14 protein-coding genes are annotated in these 16,226 nt (G+C 65.0%); 8 read left to right on the top strand and 6 right to left on the bottom strand.

The window, feature by feature from the left end:
• Positions 1 to 264: 264 nt before the first annotated feature.
• The 3 genes from AC07P1_RS24930 to dxs are packed head-to-tail and all read left to right on the top strand — an operon-like array spanning position 265 to position 3,287.
• On the top strand, positions 265 to 522 hold the full coding sequence (locus AC07P1_RS24930) for an exodeoxyribonuclease VII small subunit (RefSeq protein ID WP_494698363.1): 258 nt from the start codon (positions 265 to 267) through the stop codon (positions 520 to 522).
• The gene (locus AC07P1_RS24935) at positions 519 to 1,409 is read left to right on the top strand and encodes a polyprenyl synthetase family protein (RefSeq protein WP_494698364.1); all 891 of its coding nucleotides are present in this window, start codon (positions 519 to 521) and stop codon (positions 1,407 to 1,409) included. Before AC07P1_RS24930 ends, AC07P1_RS24935 begins: the two co-directional genes overlap by 4 nt.
• Complete coding sequence (dxs, locus tag AC07P1_RS24940) at positions 1,410 to 3,287, top strand: 1-deoxy-D-xylulose-5-phosphate synthase (protein WP_494698365.1); 1,878 nt, start codon at positions 1,410 to 1,412, stop codon at positions 3,285 to 3,287.
• Between the two features lie 171 nt (positions 3,288 to 3,458).
• Here dxs and AC07P1_RS24945 read toward each other — a convergent pair whose 3' ends face one another.
• Positions 3,459 to 4,691 (bottom strand): SGNH/GDSL hydrolase family protein, encoded by a 1,233-nt coding sequence (locus AC07P1_RS24945; RefSeq protein WP_494698366.1) that lies wholly within the window; start codon positions 4,689 to 4,691, stop codon positions 3,459 to 3,461.
• Positions 4,692 to 4,788: 97 nt separating this feature from the next.
• Here AC07P1_RS24945 and AC07P1_RS24950 point away from each other — a divergent pair, with 97 nt between their 5' ends.
• Positions 4,789 to 5,703, top strand: a complete 915-nt coding sequence (locus tag AC07P1_RS24950) for a LysR family transcriptional regulator (RefSeq protein WP_494698367.1) — start codon at positions 4,789 to 4,791, stop codon at positions 5,701 to 5,703.
• A 78-nt stretch (positions 5,704 to 5,781) separates the two neighbouring features.
• The gene (locus AC07P1_RS24955) at positions 5,782 to 6,543 is read left to right on the top strand and encodes a M48 family metalloprotease (RefSeq protein WP_494698368.1); all 762 of its coding nucleotides are present in this window, start codon (positions 5,782 to 5,784) and stop codon (positions 6,541 to 6,543) included.
• A gap of 43 nt (positions 6,544 to 6,586) precedes the next feature.
• Here the strand turns inward: AC07P1_RS24955 and AC07P1_RS24960 are convergent, their stop codons facing one another.
• Together AC07P1_RS24960 and AC07P1_RS24965 are read right to left on the bottom strand one after the other, a co-directional pair.
• Positions 6,587 to 7,162: a cob(I)yrinic acid a,c-diamide adenosyltransferase gene (locus AC07P1_RS24960; RefSeq protein ID WP_494698369.1), complete on the bottom strand. Its 576-nt coding sequence runs from the start codon at positions 7,160 to 7,162 to the stop codon at positions 6,587 to 6,589.
• A gap of 19 nt (positions 7,163 to 7,181) precedes the next feature.
• On the bottom strand, positions 7,182 to 7,739 hold the full coding sequence (locus tag AC07P1_RS24965) for a suppressor of fused domain protein (RefSeq protein WP_494698370.1): 558 nt from the start codon (positions 7,737 to 7,739) through the stop codon (positions 7,182 to 7,184).
• A gap of 126 nt (positions 7,740 to 7,865) precedes the next feature.
• Between AC07P1_RS24965 and AC07P1_RS24970 the strand changes: the two genes are divergently transcribed.
• The 3 genes from AC07P1_RS24970 to glcF are packed head-to-tail and all read left to right on the top strand — an operon-like array spanning position 7,866 to position 11,706.
• The gene (locus tag AC07P1_RS24970) at positions 7,866 to 9,365 is read left to right on the top strand and encodes an FAD-linked oxidase C-terminal domain-containing protein (RefSeq protein ID WP_494698371.1); all 1,500 of its coding nucleotides are present in this window, start codon (positions 7,866 to 7,868) and stop codon (positions 9,363 to 9,365) included.
• Positions 9,366 to 9,375: 10 nt separating this feature from the next.
• The gene (gene glcE / locus AC07P1_RS24975; protein WP_494698372.1) at positions 9,376 to 10,458 is read left to right on the top strand and encodes a glycolate oxidase subunit GlcE; all 1,083 of its coding nucleotides are present in this window, start codon (positions 9,376 to 9,378) and stop codon (positions 10,456 to 10,458) included.
• A 9-nt stretch (positions 10,459 to 10,467) separates the two neighbouring features.
• Positions 10,468 to 11,706 (top strand): glycolate oxidase subunit GlcF, encoded by a 1,239-nt coding sequence (glcF, locus tag AC07P1_RS24980; RefSeq protein ID WP_494698373.1) that lies wholly within the window; start codon positions 10,468 to 10,470, stop codon positions 11,704 to 11,706.
• A 174-nt stretch (positions 11,707 to 11,880) separates the two neighbouring features.
• On the opposite strand, the gene AC07P1_RS24985 is transcribed toward glcF, so the two are convergent.
• The 3 genes from AC07P1_RS24985 to AC07P1_RS24995 all read right to left on the bottom strand — a co-directional run bounded on the left by AC07P1_RS24985 (position 11,881) and on the right by AC07P1_RS24995 (position 16,186).
• On the bottom strand, positions 11,881 to 14,385 hold the full coding sequence (locus AC07P1_RS24985) for an EAL domain-containing protein (RefSeq protein WP_494698374.1): 2,505 nt from the start codon (positions 14,383 to 14,385) through the stop codon (positions 11,881 to 11,883).
• Between the two features lie 166 nt (positions 14,386 to 14,551).
• Positions 14,552 to 15,037 carry a glutathione peroxidase gene (locus AC07P1_RS24990; RefSeq protein WP_494698375.1) on the bottom strand — a complete coding sequence of 162 codons (486 nt, stop codon included), beginning with the start codon at positions 15,035 to 15,037 and terminating at the stop codon, positions 14,552 to 14,554.
• 12 nt (positions 15,038 to 15,049) lie between these two features.
• A complete protein-coding gene (locus AC07P1_RS24995) occupies positions 15,050 to 16,186 on the bottom strand; it encodes a PilT/PilU family type 4a pilus ATPase (protein WP_494698376.1) in 1,137 nt (378 codons plus the stop codon).
• Between the last annotated feature and the right edge of the window lie 40 nt (positions 16,187 to 16,226).

The following is a 16,226-nucleotide window of genomic DNA, read 5'->3' on the forward strand; positions in this document are numbered from 1 at the left end:
ACCGGCGATTATACCGCGTTTCATTCCTGACCGACAGACGGCCGTGCTCGTTTTTCGTGCAAAAACTTGTAACAAACACATGCAGATCGAGGATATGGGGTCGATTGCGATAAAATCCATAGTTCGCCGCCGGTGCGGCCGCTATAGTTCCACCGGAGAAGGTGGTTTGTTCTAAAATAACGGGCTACACTGCGCTGGCGGGTATTGTTAACCGCAAGTTAGCCTGGAATGAGCCCTGAAGTTTGCCTTGAAGCCTGAGTGACTATGTCTAAGAAATTAACCGCCGACGCGATCGCCGCCGCCCCCGTCTCGTTTGAAGAAGCGATGGCGGAGCTGGCAACCTTGGTCGCGCAAATGGAAGCAGGGCAACTGCCGCTCGAAGCGTCGGTGGCCGCCTATGCGCGCGGCTCGGAGCTGGTCAAGTTCTGCGCCGCCCAGTTGGAAAAAGTCGAATCCCAGGTCAAGGTGCTGGAGGGCGACATGCTCAAGCCGTTCGCGGAGAGCGGCGAGGCCGAGCAATGAGCGGCGCCTTCGACGACTGGATGAAAACCGTGCAGGCCGGGTCCGAAAACGATTTATCCGGTTTCCTCCCGACCGCGACGACGGTGCCGGCCAAGCTGCACGAGGCCATGCGCTACGCGCTGCTGGGCGGCGGCAAGCGCGTGCGCCCGCTGCTGGTGTACGCGGCCGGCGCGCTGTTCGACGCCGACACCGCCACCCTGAGCCGCGCGGCGGCCGCCGTCGAAATGATCCACGCCTATTCGCTGGTGCACGACGACATGCCGTGCATGGACGACGACGCGCTGCGCCGGGGCAAGCCGACCGTGCACGTCGCCTACGACGAGGCGACCGCGCTGCTGGTTGGCGACGCGCTGCAGTCGCAGGCCTTCCTGGTGCTGTCCGAGGCGACCGGCGTGCCCGCGTCGCGCCAGGTGGCGATGCTGCGGTTGCTGGCCCACGCCTCCGGTTCGGCCGGCATGTGCGGCGGCCAGGCGATCGATCTCGACAGCGTCGGCCTGAGTCTGACGCTGGAACAGCTGGAGCGGATGCACCAGTTGAAAACCGGCGCGCTGCTGCGCGCCGCCGTGATCCTTGGCGCGCTGGCCGGCAAGGATCTGGACCAGGCCGAAATGACGGCGCTGAACACCTACGCGCGCGCCATCGGCCTGGCGTTCCAGGTGGTCGACGACGTGCTCGACGCCACGGCCGATTCGGCCACCCTGGGCAAGACCGCCGGCAAGGACGCCGCCGACAACAAGCCGACCTACGTGTCGATACTGGGTCTGGAACCGTCGCGCGCGCTGGCGCAAAAATTGCGGCTCGATGCGCACGTAGCGCTCGCGCCGTTCGGAGACAAAGCTCTGCGGTTACGCGAACTCGCGGATTTGATCGTGCAGCGGAAGGCATAAATGAACTTGCTACAAAATATAGATTCACCAGCCGATGTGCGCAAACTGGCGTACACCCAATTGACGCCGCTGGCGCACGAACTGCGCGCCTACCTGCTCGATTCGGTCTCCAAGACCGGCGGCCACCTGTCGTCCAATCTCGGCACGGTCGAACTGACCGTGGCGCTGCACTACGTGTTCAACACGCCGCACGACCGCATCGTCTGGGATGTCGGCCATCAGACGTATTCGCACAAGATCCTCACGGGCCGGCGCGAGCGCATGAATACCCTGCGCCAGCTGAACGGCATCTCCGGCTTCCCCAAGCGCGACGAGAGCGAGTACGACACCTTCGGCACCGCGCATTCGTCGACGTCGATTTCGGCCGCGCTGGGCATGGCGCAGGCGGCCAAGATCAAGGGCGAGCACCGCCACGCGATCGCCGTCATCGGCGACGGCTCGATGACCGCCGGCATGGCGTTCGAGGCGCTCAACAACGCCGGGGTGCAGGACGACATCAACCTGCTGGTTATCCTCAACGACAACGACATGTCGATCTCGCCGCCGGTCGGCGCCTTGAACCGCTACCTGGCGCGCCTGATGTCGGGGCAGTTCTACGCCGCCGCCAAGAACGTCGGCAAATCGGTGCTGCCCGGTCCCGTGCTGGAACTGGCCAAGCGGCTGGAAGAACATGCCAAGGGCATGGTGGTGCCGGCCACGATGTTCGAGGAATTCGGCTTCAACTACATCGGCCCGATCGACGGCCACGATCTGGACTCGCTGATCCCGACGCTGCAGAACATCAAGCAGCTCAAGGGGCCGCAGTTCCTGCACGTGGTGACCAAGAAGGGCCAGGGCTACAAGTTGGCCGAGGCCGAGCCGACCCTGTACCACGGCCCTGGCAAGTTCAATCCGGCCGAAGGCATCAAGCCGGCGGTCGCTCCCGGCAAGATGACCTACACCGACGTCTTCGGCAACTGGCTGTGCGACATGGCGGCCGCCGACAAGAAACTGGTCGGCATCACGCCCGCCATGCGCGAAGGTTCGGGCATGGTCCGCTTCGAGCAGGAATATCCGGACCGCTACTTCGACGTCGGCATCGCCGAGCAGCACGCGGTGACCTTCGGCGCCGGCCTGGCGTGCGAGGACATGAAGCCGGTGGTGGCGATTTATTCGACCTTCCTGCAGCGCGCCTACGATCAACTGATCCACGACGTGGCGCTGCAAAACCTGGACGTGACGTTCGCGCTGGACCGCGCCGGCCTGGTCGGCGCCGACGGCGCCACGCACGCGGGTAATTACGATCTGGCTTATCTGCGCTGCATCCCGAACATGGTCGTCATGGCCGCCTCGGACGAAAACGAATGCCGCCAGATGCTGACCACCGGCTACCAGTACAAGGGACCGGCGGCGATCCGCTATCCGCGCGGCGCCGGCATCGGCGCGGCCATCAAGCCGGAGCTGACGACGATCGAGATCGGCAAGGGCGAGATCAAGCGCAAGGGGCAGAAGATCGCGATCCTGGCGTTCGGTTCGATGGTCACGCCGTCAATGGTGGCGGGCGAGACGCTCGACGCGACGGTCGCCAACATGCGCTTCATCAAGCCGCTGGATGTGGAGCTGGTCAAGCAACTGGCCGCCGAACACGATTATCTGGTGACGGTGGAAGAGGGCTCGATCATGGGCGGCGCAGGTTCGGCGGTTGCCGAGGCGTTGGCCGCCGAAGGCATCGTCAAGCAGGTGCTGATGCTTGGCTTGCCGGACAAATTCATCGACCACGGCGACCCGGCCAAGCTGCTCGCCAGCGTGGGCCTGGATGGCGCCGGCATCACCGCGTCGATCAAGAAGCGCTTCGACAGCGCCGGCGACGAGCCGCGTCTGGTGGTCAACAACGGTTGATCCGACGAGTGCCGTTGGCGGCTCACGCATTGGCGGATTACGGCGTTCCGCCTAATCCGCCCTACGTGCCACTGGGGCATGGGACATTGAACGACCCCGGAAACACGTAGGGCGGATTAGCGCAGCGTAATCGGCCAATGTGTGCTCCGTCGACGGCTCACACATGGCCGATTACGGCGTCCCACCCAATCCGTTCGCCGCCACCGCTTTGGCCATCGCCTCGTAACCGGCATCGCCGGGGTGCAGGTGATCGCCGCTATCGTAGCGCGGCAACATGCGTGCCGGCCGCGCCGGATCGCGCAGCGCCCTGTCAAAATCGACCACCGCGTCGAACTCCCCACCGTCCCTGATCCACTGATTGACCTCGCGCCGCACCGCATCCTTCTCTGGAGTGTAATAACCCTCGAACGGCGTGCCATGCAGCGCCCCCTCAAACGGCAGCAACGTCGCACCGACGATACGCACCCCGCGCACGCGCGCCTGCGCGATCAGCTGTCGATACACGGCGACCATGCGCTCCGCCCGCATCAGGGGCTCGTCCGGCGCGAAGGCGCTTTGCGGCCACCCGATATCATTGATCCCCAACAGAACCACGACAGTCCTGACGCCGGGCTGACTCAATACATCCTGCTCGAAACGCGCGGCGGCATTGACGCCCATGCGATCACCCAGCAACCGCGCGCCGGAGATGCCGGCGTTGACCACGGCGACGCCGTCCGCGCCGAAACGGGCGGCCAGATAATCCGGCCAGCGCCGGTCACGATCCGGGGTCGAGCCGTTGCCATCGGTGATGGAGTCTCCCAAGGCCACCAAAGCGCCTTTGCCACCCGGCGCTTCGACCAGGATGGCGCTGAGCAGGGCCCGTCCATGCATCGCTCGCGCACCTTTCAACGTCGCCGCTCCGGTGGCGTTGCCGTCGACGATATCGCCGGTCTGCTGCGCACCCCAATGGAAGGTCTTCAACGGCGTTGCCTGCGGCAGGAATACGCCGACCGCCAGCTTTTCCAGCGCGTCCACGCGCATATCGACAGGATCGCTGATCAACGGCGCCCCGGCCGGAATGGTGGCGGCGCGCTGGCCGCCGAAGGTTAGCTCCCGCGCGGAACCGCCCGTGTCACCGGCACGGGCGATGCGCGCTTCCCCAATGACGATCGGCCGGTCGCCGTAGCGGTTCGACAAGACGATACGTACGCGTGTCCCGCCGACGCTGATGCGCGCCGTTTCGCGTACGGTTTGCCGCTCCAGCGTTGCCGGAACGGCGGTCGGCAGTGGAAAATCCGCTCCCCATGTGGCTTGCGGGCTGGCGTACCAACTGGTGGTCCAGCCGCCCGATCGTTCGGCGGCATATGACGGCGCCACCACTGCCAGCGCGGCCGCCAGGGCGAGATAGTTCAAGGTTTTCATCATGGGCTCCTGTAAAGCCACACGATAGGTCATTCCGAATATCACGTGAAGACGAGGAATTGGACTATACTTCATTCAAATATCGAATAAGCGAGCCATGGATACCATCCGGTCATTGCGCTGCTTCGTGCGCGCCATCGAATTGGGCAGCCTCTCTGCCGTCGCGCGCGAGGAGCGCACCACCCAGCCCACCGTCAGCAAACTGATGGCGGGGCTGGAGCGCGAACTGGGCGTGCGTCTGCTCGAGCGCAGCACCACCAGCCTGCAACCGACGCCGCAGGGAAGCCGCTTCTATCAGCGCGCGCTTGGTGTGCTGGCGGAATACCAGGAGGCCGTGGCCGAAGCGCGCGGCCAGACCGACACGCCGGCGGGACTGATACGAGTCAACGCGCCGGCTGCCTTTGGCCAGTTCCGGCTTAACGCCATGCTGGCGTCCTTCCTCGAACAATATCCGCAGGTCGACATCGAACTGATACTCGACGACCGCATGGTCGATCTGGTCAAGGAGGGCGTCGATATCGCGTTGCGGCAGGGCCGTGAACTGCCGCCGGATGCGGTGGCGCGGCTGGCTGGCATGTCTCCCAGACACCTGGTGGCGGCGCCGTCATATCTGCGCCTGCGCGGCCAACCGCTCCATCCGGCGGAGCTGGCGAACTTCGACTACATCCGCTTTGCCTGGCTGGCCGATGGCGATATGCTAACGCTCCATAGTGGCGACAAGATTGAAAGCGTGGTCACGCGCGGGCGCTACCGCGTCAACCACGCGCTGGCGATCCGCGAAAGCCTGGCGGCCGGCGGCGGGATTGGATTGTGTCCGTTATGGCTGGTGCAGGATTTGCTCGACAGCGGTGCACTGGTGCGCGTGCTGCCGGAGTGGGAGGGCCAGCCGCAGGCGCTGCATCTGCTGTCGCCATCGCGCCGCTACCAGCCGCTGCGCGCGCGGTTGCTGCTCGATCATCTGGCGGGGCAAATCGCGCGGCTGCCGGGATACACGAATACGCAACAGATTTGATCTATCACGCTTGCCTTCGACCGCGCATGGCATATATTGATATAAATCGTTTATATCAGAATGCTCCCGGGAGGCAGGATGAAAGTGGTCGCCGTTGGCCTGATGGCCTTGAGCCTGATGTATGCCTGCGCCCGCGCCCAGGTGCCCGAGTCCGGGCGCGCGCAGGAACTGAGCTTCAGCGCCGACGAAGTTGGCGCCCGCATGGAGGACAAATACATCGACCGCATGGTCGATCTGGCCGCCGCCGGCAAGCTTGACGAGGACCGCGCGCTGCTGGCGCGGCTGCGTGTCATCAGCGAAGGATTGATCAAGGCCGCCGTGGCGATGAAGCCGGAAGCGGCGGAATGGCAGTGGGAGGTCCACACCACCAGCGATCCGGAGGTGGACGCCTTCTGCATGGCGGGCGGAAAAATTCTGGTGGGAGGCGCGTTTGTCCACAAACTGGCGCTCAGCGACGGCGAACTGGCCACCTTGCTCGCCCATGAGGTGGCGCATGCCGTGGCGGAGCACCATCGGGAGACGCTGTCCGAGGCTTTGTCCCTGAACCGCCCGTTGCGCGCGCCGGTCGACGTCGTGATGGAGCGGTTGGATAGCGACCTGTCGCTGCAGATCCGCCTATCCAAATTATCGAGCTTGCAGGAGTCGGAGGCGGATCAACTGGGAATGGTGCTGGCGCACCGCGCCGGCTGGCCGGCGGCGGAGATGGTCAGCTTCTACCGCAAGCTGCAGACCGAAGAACAATCGGCGCTCGTGTCCAACGCCTATCCGGCGGCGGCCTCGCGCATCAGCATGGCGAAGGGGATGGCTTTGTTGTTCCAGCCTCCAACCCCGCATCCCTGAAGAGCATGCGCGCGTCGCTACGATGGGGGCAGACCCGGCCGGGTCAGACCCCGTCCGGATTTGCGGGTTTGCCGCGACGTTCATGCTGCCATAACACGTCGCTACCGCCGCCAAAGCGGTTCAGTACCCGAGACAGCACAAACATCAGGTCCGACAAGCGGTTCACGTACTGACGCGGATGTTCATGGATGGTTTCCGTTTTGCCCAAGGTGACGATCGCCCGTTCGGCGCGGCGGCACACCGTGCGGCACACGTGCGCCTGCGACGCCGCGCGCGAACCGGCCGGCAGGATGAATTCCGTCAGCGCCGGCAAGGTGGCGTTGTATTTCGCCAGCAACGCGTCGAGCCGCTCGACGTGGGCCTCGGTGATCATCTGGTAGCCGGGGATGCACAACTCGCCGCCCAGATCGAATAGGTCGTGCTGGATCGTCACCAGCTCCTCGCGCAGATCGGCCGGCATCTCCTCGCACAGCAGCAATCCGATATGCGAGTTCAGTTCGTCGACTTCGCCGATGGAGTGGATGCGCACGCTGTCCTTGTCGGTGCGGGTGCCGTCGCCAAGGCCGGTGGTGCCGCCGTCGCCGGTGCGGGTGGCGATTTTTGAGAGTCGGTTGCCCATATGTGGCTCCTGATGTCGATTATTTACCGGCGACGCTGGCGCGCGTCGGGTCGTACGGATGGAAGCCGGGCGTGTTCCAGAAAGCCTCGGTGCCCTTGGCCTCGTACATGGCGATTTCCTCGTCATACATCGGGAACAGGCCGGCCAGGTAGATGGTGCGGTCTTGCAGCTCGAACTTGACCTGGTCCTTGTCCATGAACTGGGGGCGGTAGACGAAGCAGGCGTTCATCGCGCTGTCCTCCGACATGGCGACATCCAGGGCGAACGACGACTGGTAGGCGAATGAGCGCTGGTTGAAGAACTCCTGTGCGAGGTAGGCGGCGCTCTTGCCCCAGCCCTGATCGGTGGTTTTCAGCGCGAAGCTCAGTTCCGGCTTCCCGTGTTTCCAGTCCGGGTGGTTGGCGTTGGACAGGCCGGCGGTCACGGCCGTCAGCATGCCCTGGGCCGGGAAGTCGGCGAAGTAAAAGATCATCATGCGCGGACGACCGCTCAGCGTGATCTCGGCGATTTCCGTCGCCTGACGGTTGAAGCGACGCTCCAGAGCCAGGAGCCACTCTTTCTCAAAATTGTATTCCATACGATTCCAATGCGTTGATATAGCGACGGCCGGCAGATTATACGCCGCGCACCAGCCAAAGATATCGCCTGGGCGGACGTTTGTGCTTACAATCGAGGCTTACTCGTGTTTTCAGGCGCTGGTCCCATGAACACTGCCATTCCCGATTCCGGTCTTCTGGCCGACATCGCCGCTCGCCGCGACCAGGTCGCTGCTGCGCTGCGGCATGTGCTGCCGTCGAGCGCCATCTTGTCCGCGCCGGAGGATACCCGGCCCTACGAATGCGACGGCCTGGCCGCCTACCGCCAGTTGCCGATGATTGTCGTGCTGCCCGACAGCGAGGCGCAGATCATCGCCGTGCTGGGCGTGTGCCGCGAGTTGAACGTGCCTATCGTGCCGCGCGGCGCCGGCACCGGGCTATCCGGCGGCGCGATGCCGATCGCCGATGGCGTCGTGCTGTCGACCGCGCGCCTGAACCGCATCGTGCGCATGGACGCGTATTCGCGCACGGCGGTGGTCCAGCCGGGTGTGCGCAACCTGGCCATCTCCGAGGCGGCCGCGCAGCACCGCTTGTACTACGCGCCCGACCCGTCGTCGCAGATCGCCTGCACCATCGGCGGCAATGTGGCGGAGAACTCGGGCGGCGTGCATTGTCTGAAGTACGGCCTCACGGTACACAACGTGCTGCGCGTGCGCATGGTGACCATCGACGGCGACGTGGTGGAGCTGGGCGGCGAGGCGCTCGACGCGCCGGGGCTCGATCTGCTCTCTGTCTTCATCGGCTCGGAGGGCATGCTCGGCATCGTGACCGAGGTGACGGTCAAGCTGGTGCCCAAGCCGGCGACGGCGCGCGTGATCATGGCGTCGTTCGATCAGGTGGTGGCCGGCTGCGAGGCGGTGGCCGCGCTGATCGCGGCGGGCATCATCCCGGCCGGACTGGAGATGATGGATCAAACCTCGTCACGCATGGTCGAGCCGTTCGTCCGGGCGGGCTACGACACCGACGCCGCCGCGATTCTGCTGTGCGAGGCCGACGGCACCGCCGAGGAGGTGGAGGAGGAGATCGCCCGCATGTCGGCCGTGCTGCAAACGGCCGGCGCCAGCGCGATCGCGGTGTCGCAGTCGGAGGCGGAACGCCTGAAGTTCTGGTCGGGCCGCAAGAACGCCTTTCCGGCCGCCGGCCGCATCTCGCCGGACTACTACTGCATGGACGGCACGATTCCGCGCAAGCGCCTGGGCGAGGTACTGACAGGCATCGCACAGATGGAAACCAAGTACGGCCTACGCTGCGCCAATGTCTTCCACGCCGGCGACGGCAACCTGCACCCGCTGATCCTTTTTAACGCCAACATCCCCGATGAATTCGAACGCGCCGAAGCGTTCGGCGCCGAGATCCTGGCGTTGTGCGTGGCGGTGGGCGGCACCATCACCGGCGAGCATGGCGTGGGGATCGAGAAGATCGATTCAATGTGCGTGCAGTTCGCGCCATCCGAGCTGGCGGCGTTCTTCTCGGTCAAGCGCGCGTTCGACCCGGCCGGCCTGCTCAATCCGGACAAGGCGATACCGACCCTGAACCGCTGCGCCGAATTCGGCAAGATGCGCGTCAGCGGCGGCGCGCTGCCGTTCGCCCATCTGCCGCGTTTCTGAACGGAGCCACATGACTGAACCATTGACGGATTCATCGACCGACATCGCGGCGCAGTTCGGCGCCCGTATTCGCGCCGCCACGGCCGCCGGCAAGCCGCTGCGCTTGCGCGGCGGCGGCACCAAGGACTGGTACGGGCAGGAGATTGACGGCGAAGTGCTCGACACGCGCGCCTACTCGGGCATCGTGTCGTACGAGCCGACAGAACTGGTGATCACCGCGCGCTGCGGCACGCCGCTGGCCGAGATCGAGGCGCTGCTGGCGCGGCACAATCAAATGCTGGCGTTCGAACCGCCGCGCTTCGGTGCCGGATCGACGATAGGTGGCGTGGTGGCCAGCGCCTTGTCCGGGCCGCGCCGCGCCAGCGCCGGCGCCGTGCGCGACTTCGTGCTGGGCGCGGTGCTGATGGATGGACGCGGCGAGGGGCTGCGTTTCGGCGGCCAGGTGATGAAGAACGTCGCCGGCTATGACGTCTCGCGCCTGCTGGCCGGATCGCTCGGCACCCTCGGTTTGATACTGGAGGTGTCGCTCAAGGTGCTGCCGGTGCCGGTGAGTGAGACCAGCCTGCGGTTCGACATGAGCGAGATCGACGCGTTGACCCGGTTGAACGAGTGGGCGGGCCAGCCGCTGCCGATATCGGCAAGCTGCTGGCATCGGGGCGTGCTCTCGCTGCGCTTGTCCGGCGCCGAAGCGGCGGTGATCGCGGCGCGGCAAAGGCTGGGCGGCGAAGCGTTGAATGACGGCGTCGCGTTCTGGACATCGTTGCGCGACCAATCGCACGACCATTTCAGCGGCGACGCCTTGTGGCGCCTCTCGGTGCCACCGGCGGCCAGCGCCATCATCCTGCGCGGCGAGCAGTTGATCGAGTGGGGCGGCGCCCAGCGTTGGCTCAAAGCGGACGATTGCGACGCCGGGCAGACGGCCGGCATCCGTAGCGCGGTGGCGGCGGCAGGCGGCCATGCGACGCTGTTCCGGGGCGGGGATAAGCGGCTCGGCGTGTTCCATCCCCTGGCGCCCGCCGTGGCGAAGATCCACGAGCGGCTGAAGCAGTCCTTCGATCCGGCGGGGATCTTCAATCCCGGCCGCATGTACTGATAGGTATCCATGCAAACCAATCTCGCCGATTTCATCAAGAATACCCGCGAAGGCGAAGAGGCCGACGCCATCCTGCGCTCCTGCGTCCATTGCGGATTTTGCACCGCGACCTGTCCCACCTATCAGCTGCTTGGCGATGAGCTGGACGGGCCGCGCGGACGTATTTATCTGATCAAGCAGGTGCTGGAAGGCGCGCCGGTCACCGCCAAGACGCAAACACACCTGGACCGCTGCCTGACCTGCCGCAACTGTGAAACCACCTGTCCGTCCGGCGTGCAGTACGGACGCCTGATCGATATCGGCCGCAAGGTCGTGGAGGAGCGCGTCGAGCGTCCGCTGATGGATCGGCTGAAGCGCAAGGTGTTGAAGGAGGGCCTGCCCCGCAAGACAGTCTTCACGGCGGCGCTGCGCGCCGGGCAGCTTTTCCGTCCGCTGCTGTCGCCCGCCATGCAGGACAAGATCCCGGCCGTGGCGCGCGCCGGCGCCTGGCCGACGCGCGAGCATGGGCGCAAGATGCTGGTGCTGGAAGGCTGCGCGCAGCCGGCCATGGCGCCCGATATCAACGCCGCCACCGCGCGGGTGCTCGATGCGGTGGGCGTGCAGCTGATTGTCGCCCCCAAGGCGGGCTGCTGCGGCGCGGTGCGGCATCACTTGAGCGATCACGAGGCGGCGCTGGACGACATGCGCCGCAATATCGACGCGTGGTGGCCGTATGTCGAGAGTCGTGCGGTGGAAGCGATCGTCATGACGGCATCCGGCTGCGGATCCACCGTCAAGGATTACGGGCATCTGCTGGCGCACGACAGCGACTACGTCGGCAAGGCGGCGCGCATTTCGATGATGACGCGGGATCTGAGCGAAGTCATGCCGGAGTTCGAGGAGGGCCTGGCACGCCTTGGGGCGGTCATCAAGGAGCGCGTCGCCTATCATCCGCCTTGCACCTTGCAGCATGGCCAGCAGATACGCGGCAAGGTGGAGGGCGTGTTGCGCGCGGTCGGTGTCGATGTGGTCCTTTGCGCGGAGAGTCATTTGTGCTGTGGTTCCGCCGGGACGTATTCACTGCTGCAGCCGGAGTTGTCGCTGCAGCTGCGCGACCGCAAGCTGGCCAATCTGGCCGATACGGGGGCGACCACCATCGTTTCGGCGAATGTCGGCTGTACGGCGCATTTGCAGTCGGGGACGCAGACGCCGGTGTTGCATTGGATTGAGTTGGTCGACCGCGCGTTGGCGAGCCGTAAGCGGCGATGAGCCGTTGGCGGAGCTTGGCGGATTACGCTGCGCTAATCCGCCCTACGTGCCTCCTCGTTTGATCGTCGTTCCGTGGCCCCCGGCCACGGCCTGGGACCGCGCTGGACCACGGATACACGTAGGGCGGATTAGCCGGAACGGCGTAATCCGCCATGGTCCGCCATCGACGTTTGCCTATCCCACGAACAACGGTATCTGCGCGGTGCCACCGGCCGGCTCATGGCCGTGCAGGCTGACGATGGGCGGCAACCCGGCGGCGGCCTGCCAGGTCGGCGCCAGGTCGAAAGCGCGGACCCACACCAGCACTTCGTCCGCCGGCATGGGCCGCGCGATGCCGTAGCCCTGCACCAGATCGCAGCCCAGCCGCATCAGCATCGCTCCGTGTTCGATCGTTTCGACGCCCTCGGCGATCACGCCCAGGCCGAACGACCTGGCCAGGCCGATGACCGCGCTGACCAGGTGCAGATCGTCGCGGTCGACCAGCATGTTGCGCACGAAGCTTTGATCGATCTTCAGCAGGTCCGCCGGCAACCGTTTGAGGTAGGACATCGACGAATAGCCGGTGCCGAAATCGTCGAGCGCGAAGCTGATGCCCAGCGCCTGGCAATCGAGCATGATGCCGCGCACGTGGTTGATGTCGCTCAGCGCCGATGACTCCAGGATCTCCAGCTCCAGCATGTGCGGCGGCACGTCCGGGAATTCGGACAGGATCGCGGTGAGCCGGTCGACGAAATCGCCGCGCTGGAAATGGCGCGCGGCGATGTTGACGCTGATGACCCATGCCGGATCGAAGGCGCGCCATTGCTGCAACTGGCGCAGGGCCTCGCGCAGCACCCACTCGCCGATGTCGACGATCACGTCGCTGTGTTCGACGATGGGCAGGAATTCCATTGGTCCGACGATCCCGCGCGAGGGATGCTGCCATCGCAGCAGCGCCTCCATGCCGATGATGCGGCCTTTGCGCATGTCCAGCTTGGGCTGGTAGTACAGCCGCAGCTCGCCGGCGCGCAGGGCCGAGCGCACCTCGGTGCGGCGGTTGTGGTGTGTGCGCACCTGCTCGTCGAGGTCCGCGTCGAAGAAGTGGAAACGGTTGCGGCCCATGATCTTGGCCTGGTACAGCGCCTGGTCGGCGTGGCGCAGCAGGCTGTCGGCGCTGATTTCGTTGCCGGTGTAGACGGCGATGCCGACGCTGGCCGACATCGCCACCGCCTGGCCGTCGCCCAGGTAGTCGCGCGAGAGCGCCGACATCAGCCGGTCCATCGCCACCTCCACGGCCACGCGCGAGTGCATCTCCGGTAGCAGCAGGACGAACTCGTCGCCGCCCAGGCGCGCGACATAATGGCGCCGGCCGGCGAAGTCGTGCAGGCGGCTGGCGACCTGCTTGAGCACCTCGTCGCCGATGGCGTGGCCCAAGGTGTCGTTGACTTGCTGGAAGTGGTCCAGATCGAACAGGCACACGGCCAGCAGATAGTCCTGCTCGCGCGCGCGCGCGACCTCGTTTTCGAAGCGCGCCGCCAGCGCCGCGCGGTTGGGCAGGCCGGTCAGGATATCGTGGTTGCTTTGCCAGGAGATCTGCTGCATCAGCTGGCGGCGTTCGGTCACGTCGCGGAACACCAGCACCGAACCTTGCACCTCGCCGTGGGCGGCGCGGATGCCGTTGGCCGTGTACTCCACCGTGAAGGTCTGGCCGGCGCGGTTGCGCAGGCTCTGGTTGCCGACCTTGACCACTTCGCCGCCGTCGTAGATCGCCGACATCGTTTTAAGCAGCGAGTGCTGGCCGAAGTTATTCGCCAGGACGAACACCTGGTGCAGTTCCATGCCGCGCGCGAGCTTGTCGGTCCAGCCGGTAAGCCGCTGGGCGACATCGTTGATGGATTCGATCCTGCCTGTCAGGTCGGTGGTGATGACGGCGTCGCCGATCGACGCCAGGGTCACTTCGATGCGCTCCTTCTGCGCCTGCAGCTGGTCCTGCGCGATCAGTGTGCGTTTGAGCTGCTCGCTCAACTCCTTCTCGCTGGTTTGCAGCTTGCCGACCAGGGCCTGCACGCGCTGCGCCATGTTGTTGAAGGTGACCGCCAGCATGCGCGCCTCCAAAGTGCCGCCGACCGGCAGCCTGGCGTCATACTCGCCGCCCTGGAAGCGCCGGGTGACGTCGTTGAGGCGCTTGAGCATGCGCTTGTTGGCGAAGATGATAATGCCCAGCAGCGTGTAGATCACCGTGATGTTGAGGGCGGTGATGACCATCTGCTTCCAGACGGAGGTCCACACGGCGGCCACCGGCAGCGCGGGATCGAATTCCAGCACCAGGCTGGCGGTGCCGATGTAGATGTGGCGGCGGATCGGCTCCAGCGGATGCAGCCTGGCGAACCAGGCGGGGACGTCCGACCGTGGCGGCGGCTGGCGCAGCGCCTCTAGATGGCCGCCGGCGAAGTCGAGGCGGGCGGCGGCCAGATCGGGACTAAGCAGCAGGGCGTCGGCCAGCGCGCTGTCGATGGCGGCGCGGTCGGGCACGGCCAGCGCCGGCAGCAGCGCCTTGTGCAGATAGATGCCGATGTCGCTGGCGTCCTTTTGATAGCGCGCGTTGGCGCTGGCGGTCTCCGCCTGGAACAGCAAGGTGTAGCGCACGCCCACCACCATGGCGATGATGATGAAAATGGGCACGAACAGCCGGGAATACATTCCCATTCGCAGCCACGGCGACAATAATTTTCCAAACACGGACATAGGTACTTGATTCGATTGGAAAGGGCCAAGGGCCATTATTACCGAAAAGTTAACCTAAAGCACGTTTTTCGGAAGACGATTGAAGCATTTACATGATGTACTAGACAACGATTAACCGATTTTATTCGGCCAGCAGCTTTTCGATGTCGGCGATCAGCTCCTCCGGCTTGGTGGCGGGGGCGTAGCGGTTGAAGACGGTGCCGTCCTTGCGGATCAGGAACTTGGTGAAATTCCACTTGATCGCCTCGGTGCCGAGGATGCCGGGGGCGTCCTTCTTGAGCTTGACGAACAGCGGGTGCGCATGCTCGCCGTTGACGTCGATCTTGGCGAACAGCGGGAAGGTGACGCCGTAGTTCTTCTCGCAGAAGGCGCCGATCTCGTCGGCCTGTCCCGGCTCCTGGGCGCCGAACTGGTTGCAGGGGAAGCCGAGCACCGTCACGCCCTTGTCCTTGAACTGCTGGTAGACCTGCTCGAGCCCCTTGTACTGCGGCGTGAAGCCGCACTTGCTGGCGGTGTTGACGATCAGCAGCACCTGGCCCTGGTACCGGCGCAGGTCGACGGGGGCGCCCGTCAGGCTGTCGGCGGAGATGTCGAAGATGGTGTCCATGATGTGTCCTCGTTAGATGATGCCCAGATGTTCGGTGCCGGCCGACAGGTCGCGGTTCTTGGCGGCCTTGCCTTCCAGCTTGATCGCCAGGCGCAGGTCGTTGACGGAATCGGCGTTGCGCAGCGCGTCCTCGTACGTGATGATATCGGCTTCGTGCAAATCGAACAGCGACTGGTCGAACGTCTGCATGCCCAGCTCGCGCGACTTCTTCATCAGCTCCTTGATCTCGTGGACCTGGCCCTTGAAGATCAGGTCCGAGATCAGCGGCGAGTTGAGCATGATCTCGATGGCCACCGCGCGGCCCTTGGCCTCCTTGCGCGGGATCAGGCGCTGCGAGATCATGCCCTTGAGGTTCAGCGACAGGTCCATCAGCAGCTGCTGGCGGCGCTCCTCGGGGAAGAAGTTGATGATGCGGTCGAGCGCCTGGTTGGCGCTGTTGGCGTGCAGGGTGGCCAGGCACAGGTGGCCGGTCTCGGCGAAGGCGATCGCGTGGTCCATGGTTTCGCGGTCGCGGATCTCGCCGATCTGGATCACGTCGGGCGCCTGGCGCAGCGTGTTTTTCAGCGCGACGGCCCAGTCGTCGGTGTCGACGCCGACTTCGCGCTGGGTCATGATGCAGTTCTTGTGCGGGTGGACGTACTCGACCGGGTCCTCGATGGTGATGATGTGGCCGTAGCTGTTCTCGTTGCGGTGGTTGACCATGGCCGCCAGGGTGGTCGACTTGCCCGAACCGGTGGCGCCGACCATGATCACCAGGCCGCGCTTGGCCATGACGACCTCCTTGAGCACCTCGGGCAGGCCGAGCTCGTCGAGTTTGGGGATGTCGCTGGTGATGGTCCGCAGCACCATGCCGACCGAACTCATCTGCACGAACGCCGACACCCGGAAGCGGCCCAGGTCGCCCGGGCTGATGGCGAAGTTGGCCTCCTTGGTCAGCTCGAACGACGCGGTCTGCTTATCGTTCATGATGGAGCGGGCCAGGTCGACGGTATGGGCGGCGGTCAGCACCTGGGACGACACGGGCGTCATCTTGCCATCGATCTTGATCGCCGGCGGAAAGCCGGCGGTGATGAACAGGTCCGAGCCTTTTTTGCTGGTCATCAACCGCAGCAGGTCGAACATGAATTTGGAGGCCTGGTCGCGTTCCATAAAATTCCTTCAAAAGCGGGGTCAGGTCCGACATTCGGAC

Source organism: Duganella sp. GW821-FHT07F09, assembly GCF_059418705.1.

Excerpts from the sequence above, each read along its gene's own strand:
- AC07P1_RS24930 (WP_494698363.1), top strand. The coding sequence starts at position 265 with ATGTCTAAGAAATTAACCGCCGACGCGATCGCCGCCGCCCCCGTCTCG.
- AC07P1_RS24935 (WP_494698364.1), top strand. The coding sequence starts at position 519 with ATGAGCGGCGCCTTCGACGACTGGATGAAAACCGTGCAGGCCGGGTCC.
- dxs (WP_494698365.1), top strand. The coding sequence starts at position 1,410 with ATGAACTTGCTACAAAATATAGATTCACCAGCCGATGTGCGCAAACTG.
- AC07P1_RS24945 (WP_494698366.1), bottom strand. The coding sequence starts at position 4,691 with ATGAAAACCTTGAACTATCTCGCCCTGGCGGCCGCGCTGGCAGTGGTG.
- AC07P1_RS24950 (WP_494698367.1), top strand. The coding sequence starts at position 4,789 with ATGGATACCATCCGGTCATTGCGCTGCTTCGTGCGCGCCATCGAATTG.
- AC07P1_RS24955 (WP_494698368.1), top strand. The coding sequence starts at position 5,782 with ATGAAAGTGGTCGCCGTTGGCCTGATGGCCTTGAGCCTGATGTATGCC.
- AC07P1_RS24960 (WP_494698369.1), bottom strand. The coding sequence starts at position 7,162 with ATGGGCAACCGACTCTCAAAAATCGCCACCCGCACCGGCGACGGCGGC.
- AC07P1_RS24965 (WP_494698370.1), bottom strand. The coding sequence starts at position 7,739 with ATGGAATACAATTTTGAGAAAGAGTGGCTCCTGGCTCTGGAGCGTCGC.
- AC07P1_RS24970 (WP_494698371.1), top strand. The coding sequence starts at position 7,866 with ATGAACACTGCCATTCCCGATTCCGGTCTTCTGGCCGACATCGCCGCT.
- glcE (WP_494698372.1), top strand. The coding sequence starts at position 9,376 with ATGACTGAACCATTGACGGATTCATCGACCGACATCGCGGCGCAGTTC.
- glcF (WP_494698373.1), top strand. The coding sequence starts at position 10,468 with ATGCAAACCAATCTCGCCGATTTCATCAAGAATACCCGCGAAGGCGAA.
- AC07P1_RS24985 (WP_494698374.1), bottom strand. The coding sequence starts at position 14,385 with ATGTATTCCCGGCTGTTCGTGCCCATTTTCATCATCATCGCCATGGTG.
- AC07P1_RS24990 (WP_494698375.1), bottom strand. The coding sequence starts at position 15,037 with ATGGACACCATCTTCGACATCTCCGCCGACAGCCTGACGGGCGCCCCC.
- AC07P1_RS24995 (WP_494698376.1), bottom strand. The coding sequence starts at position 16,186 with ATGGAACGCGACCAGGCCTCCAAATTCATGTTCGACCTGCTGCGGTTG.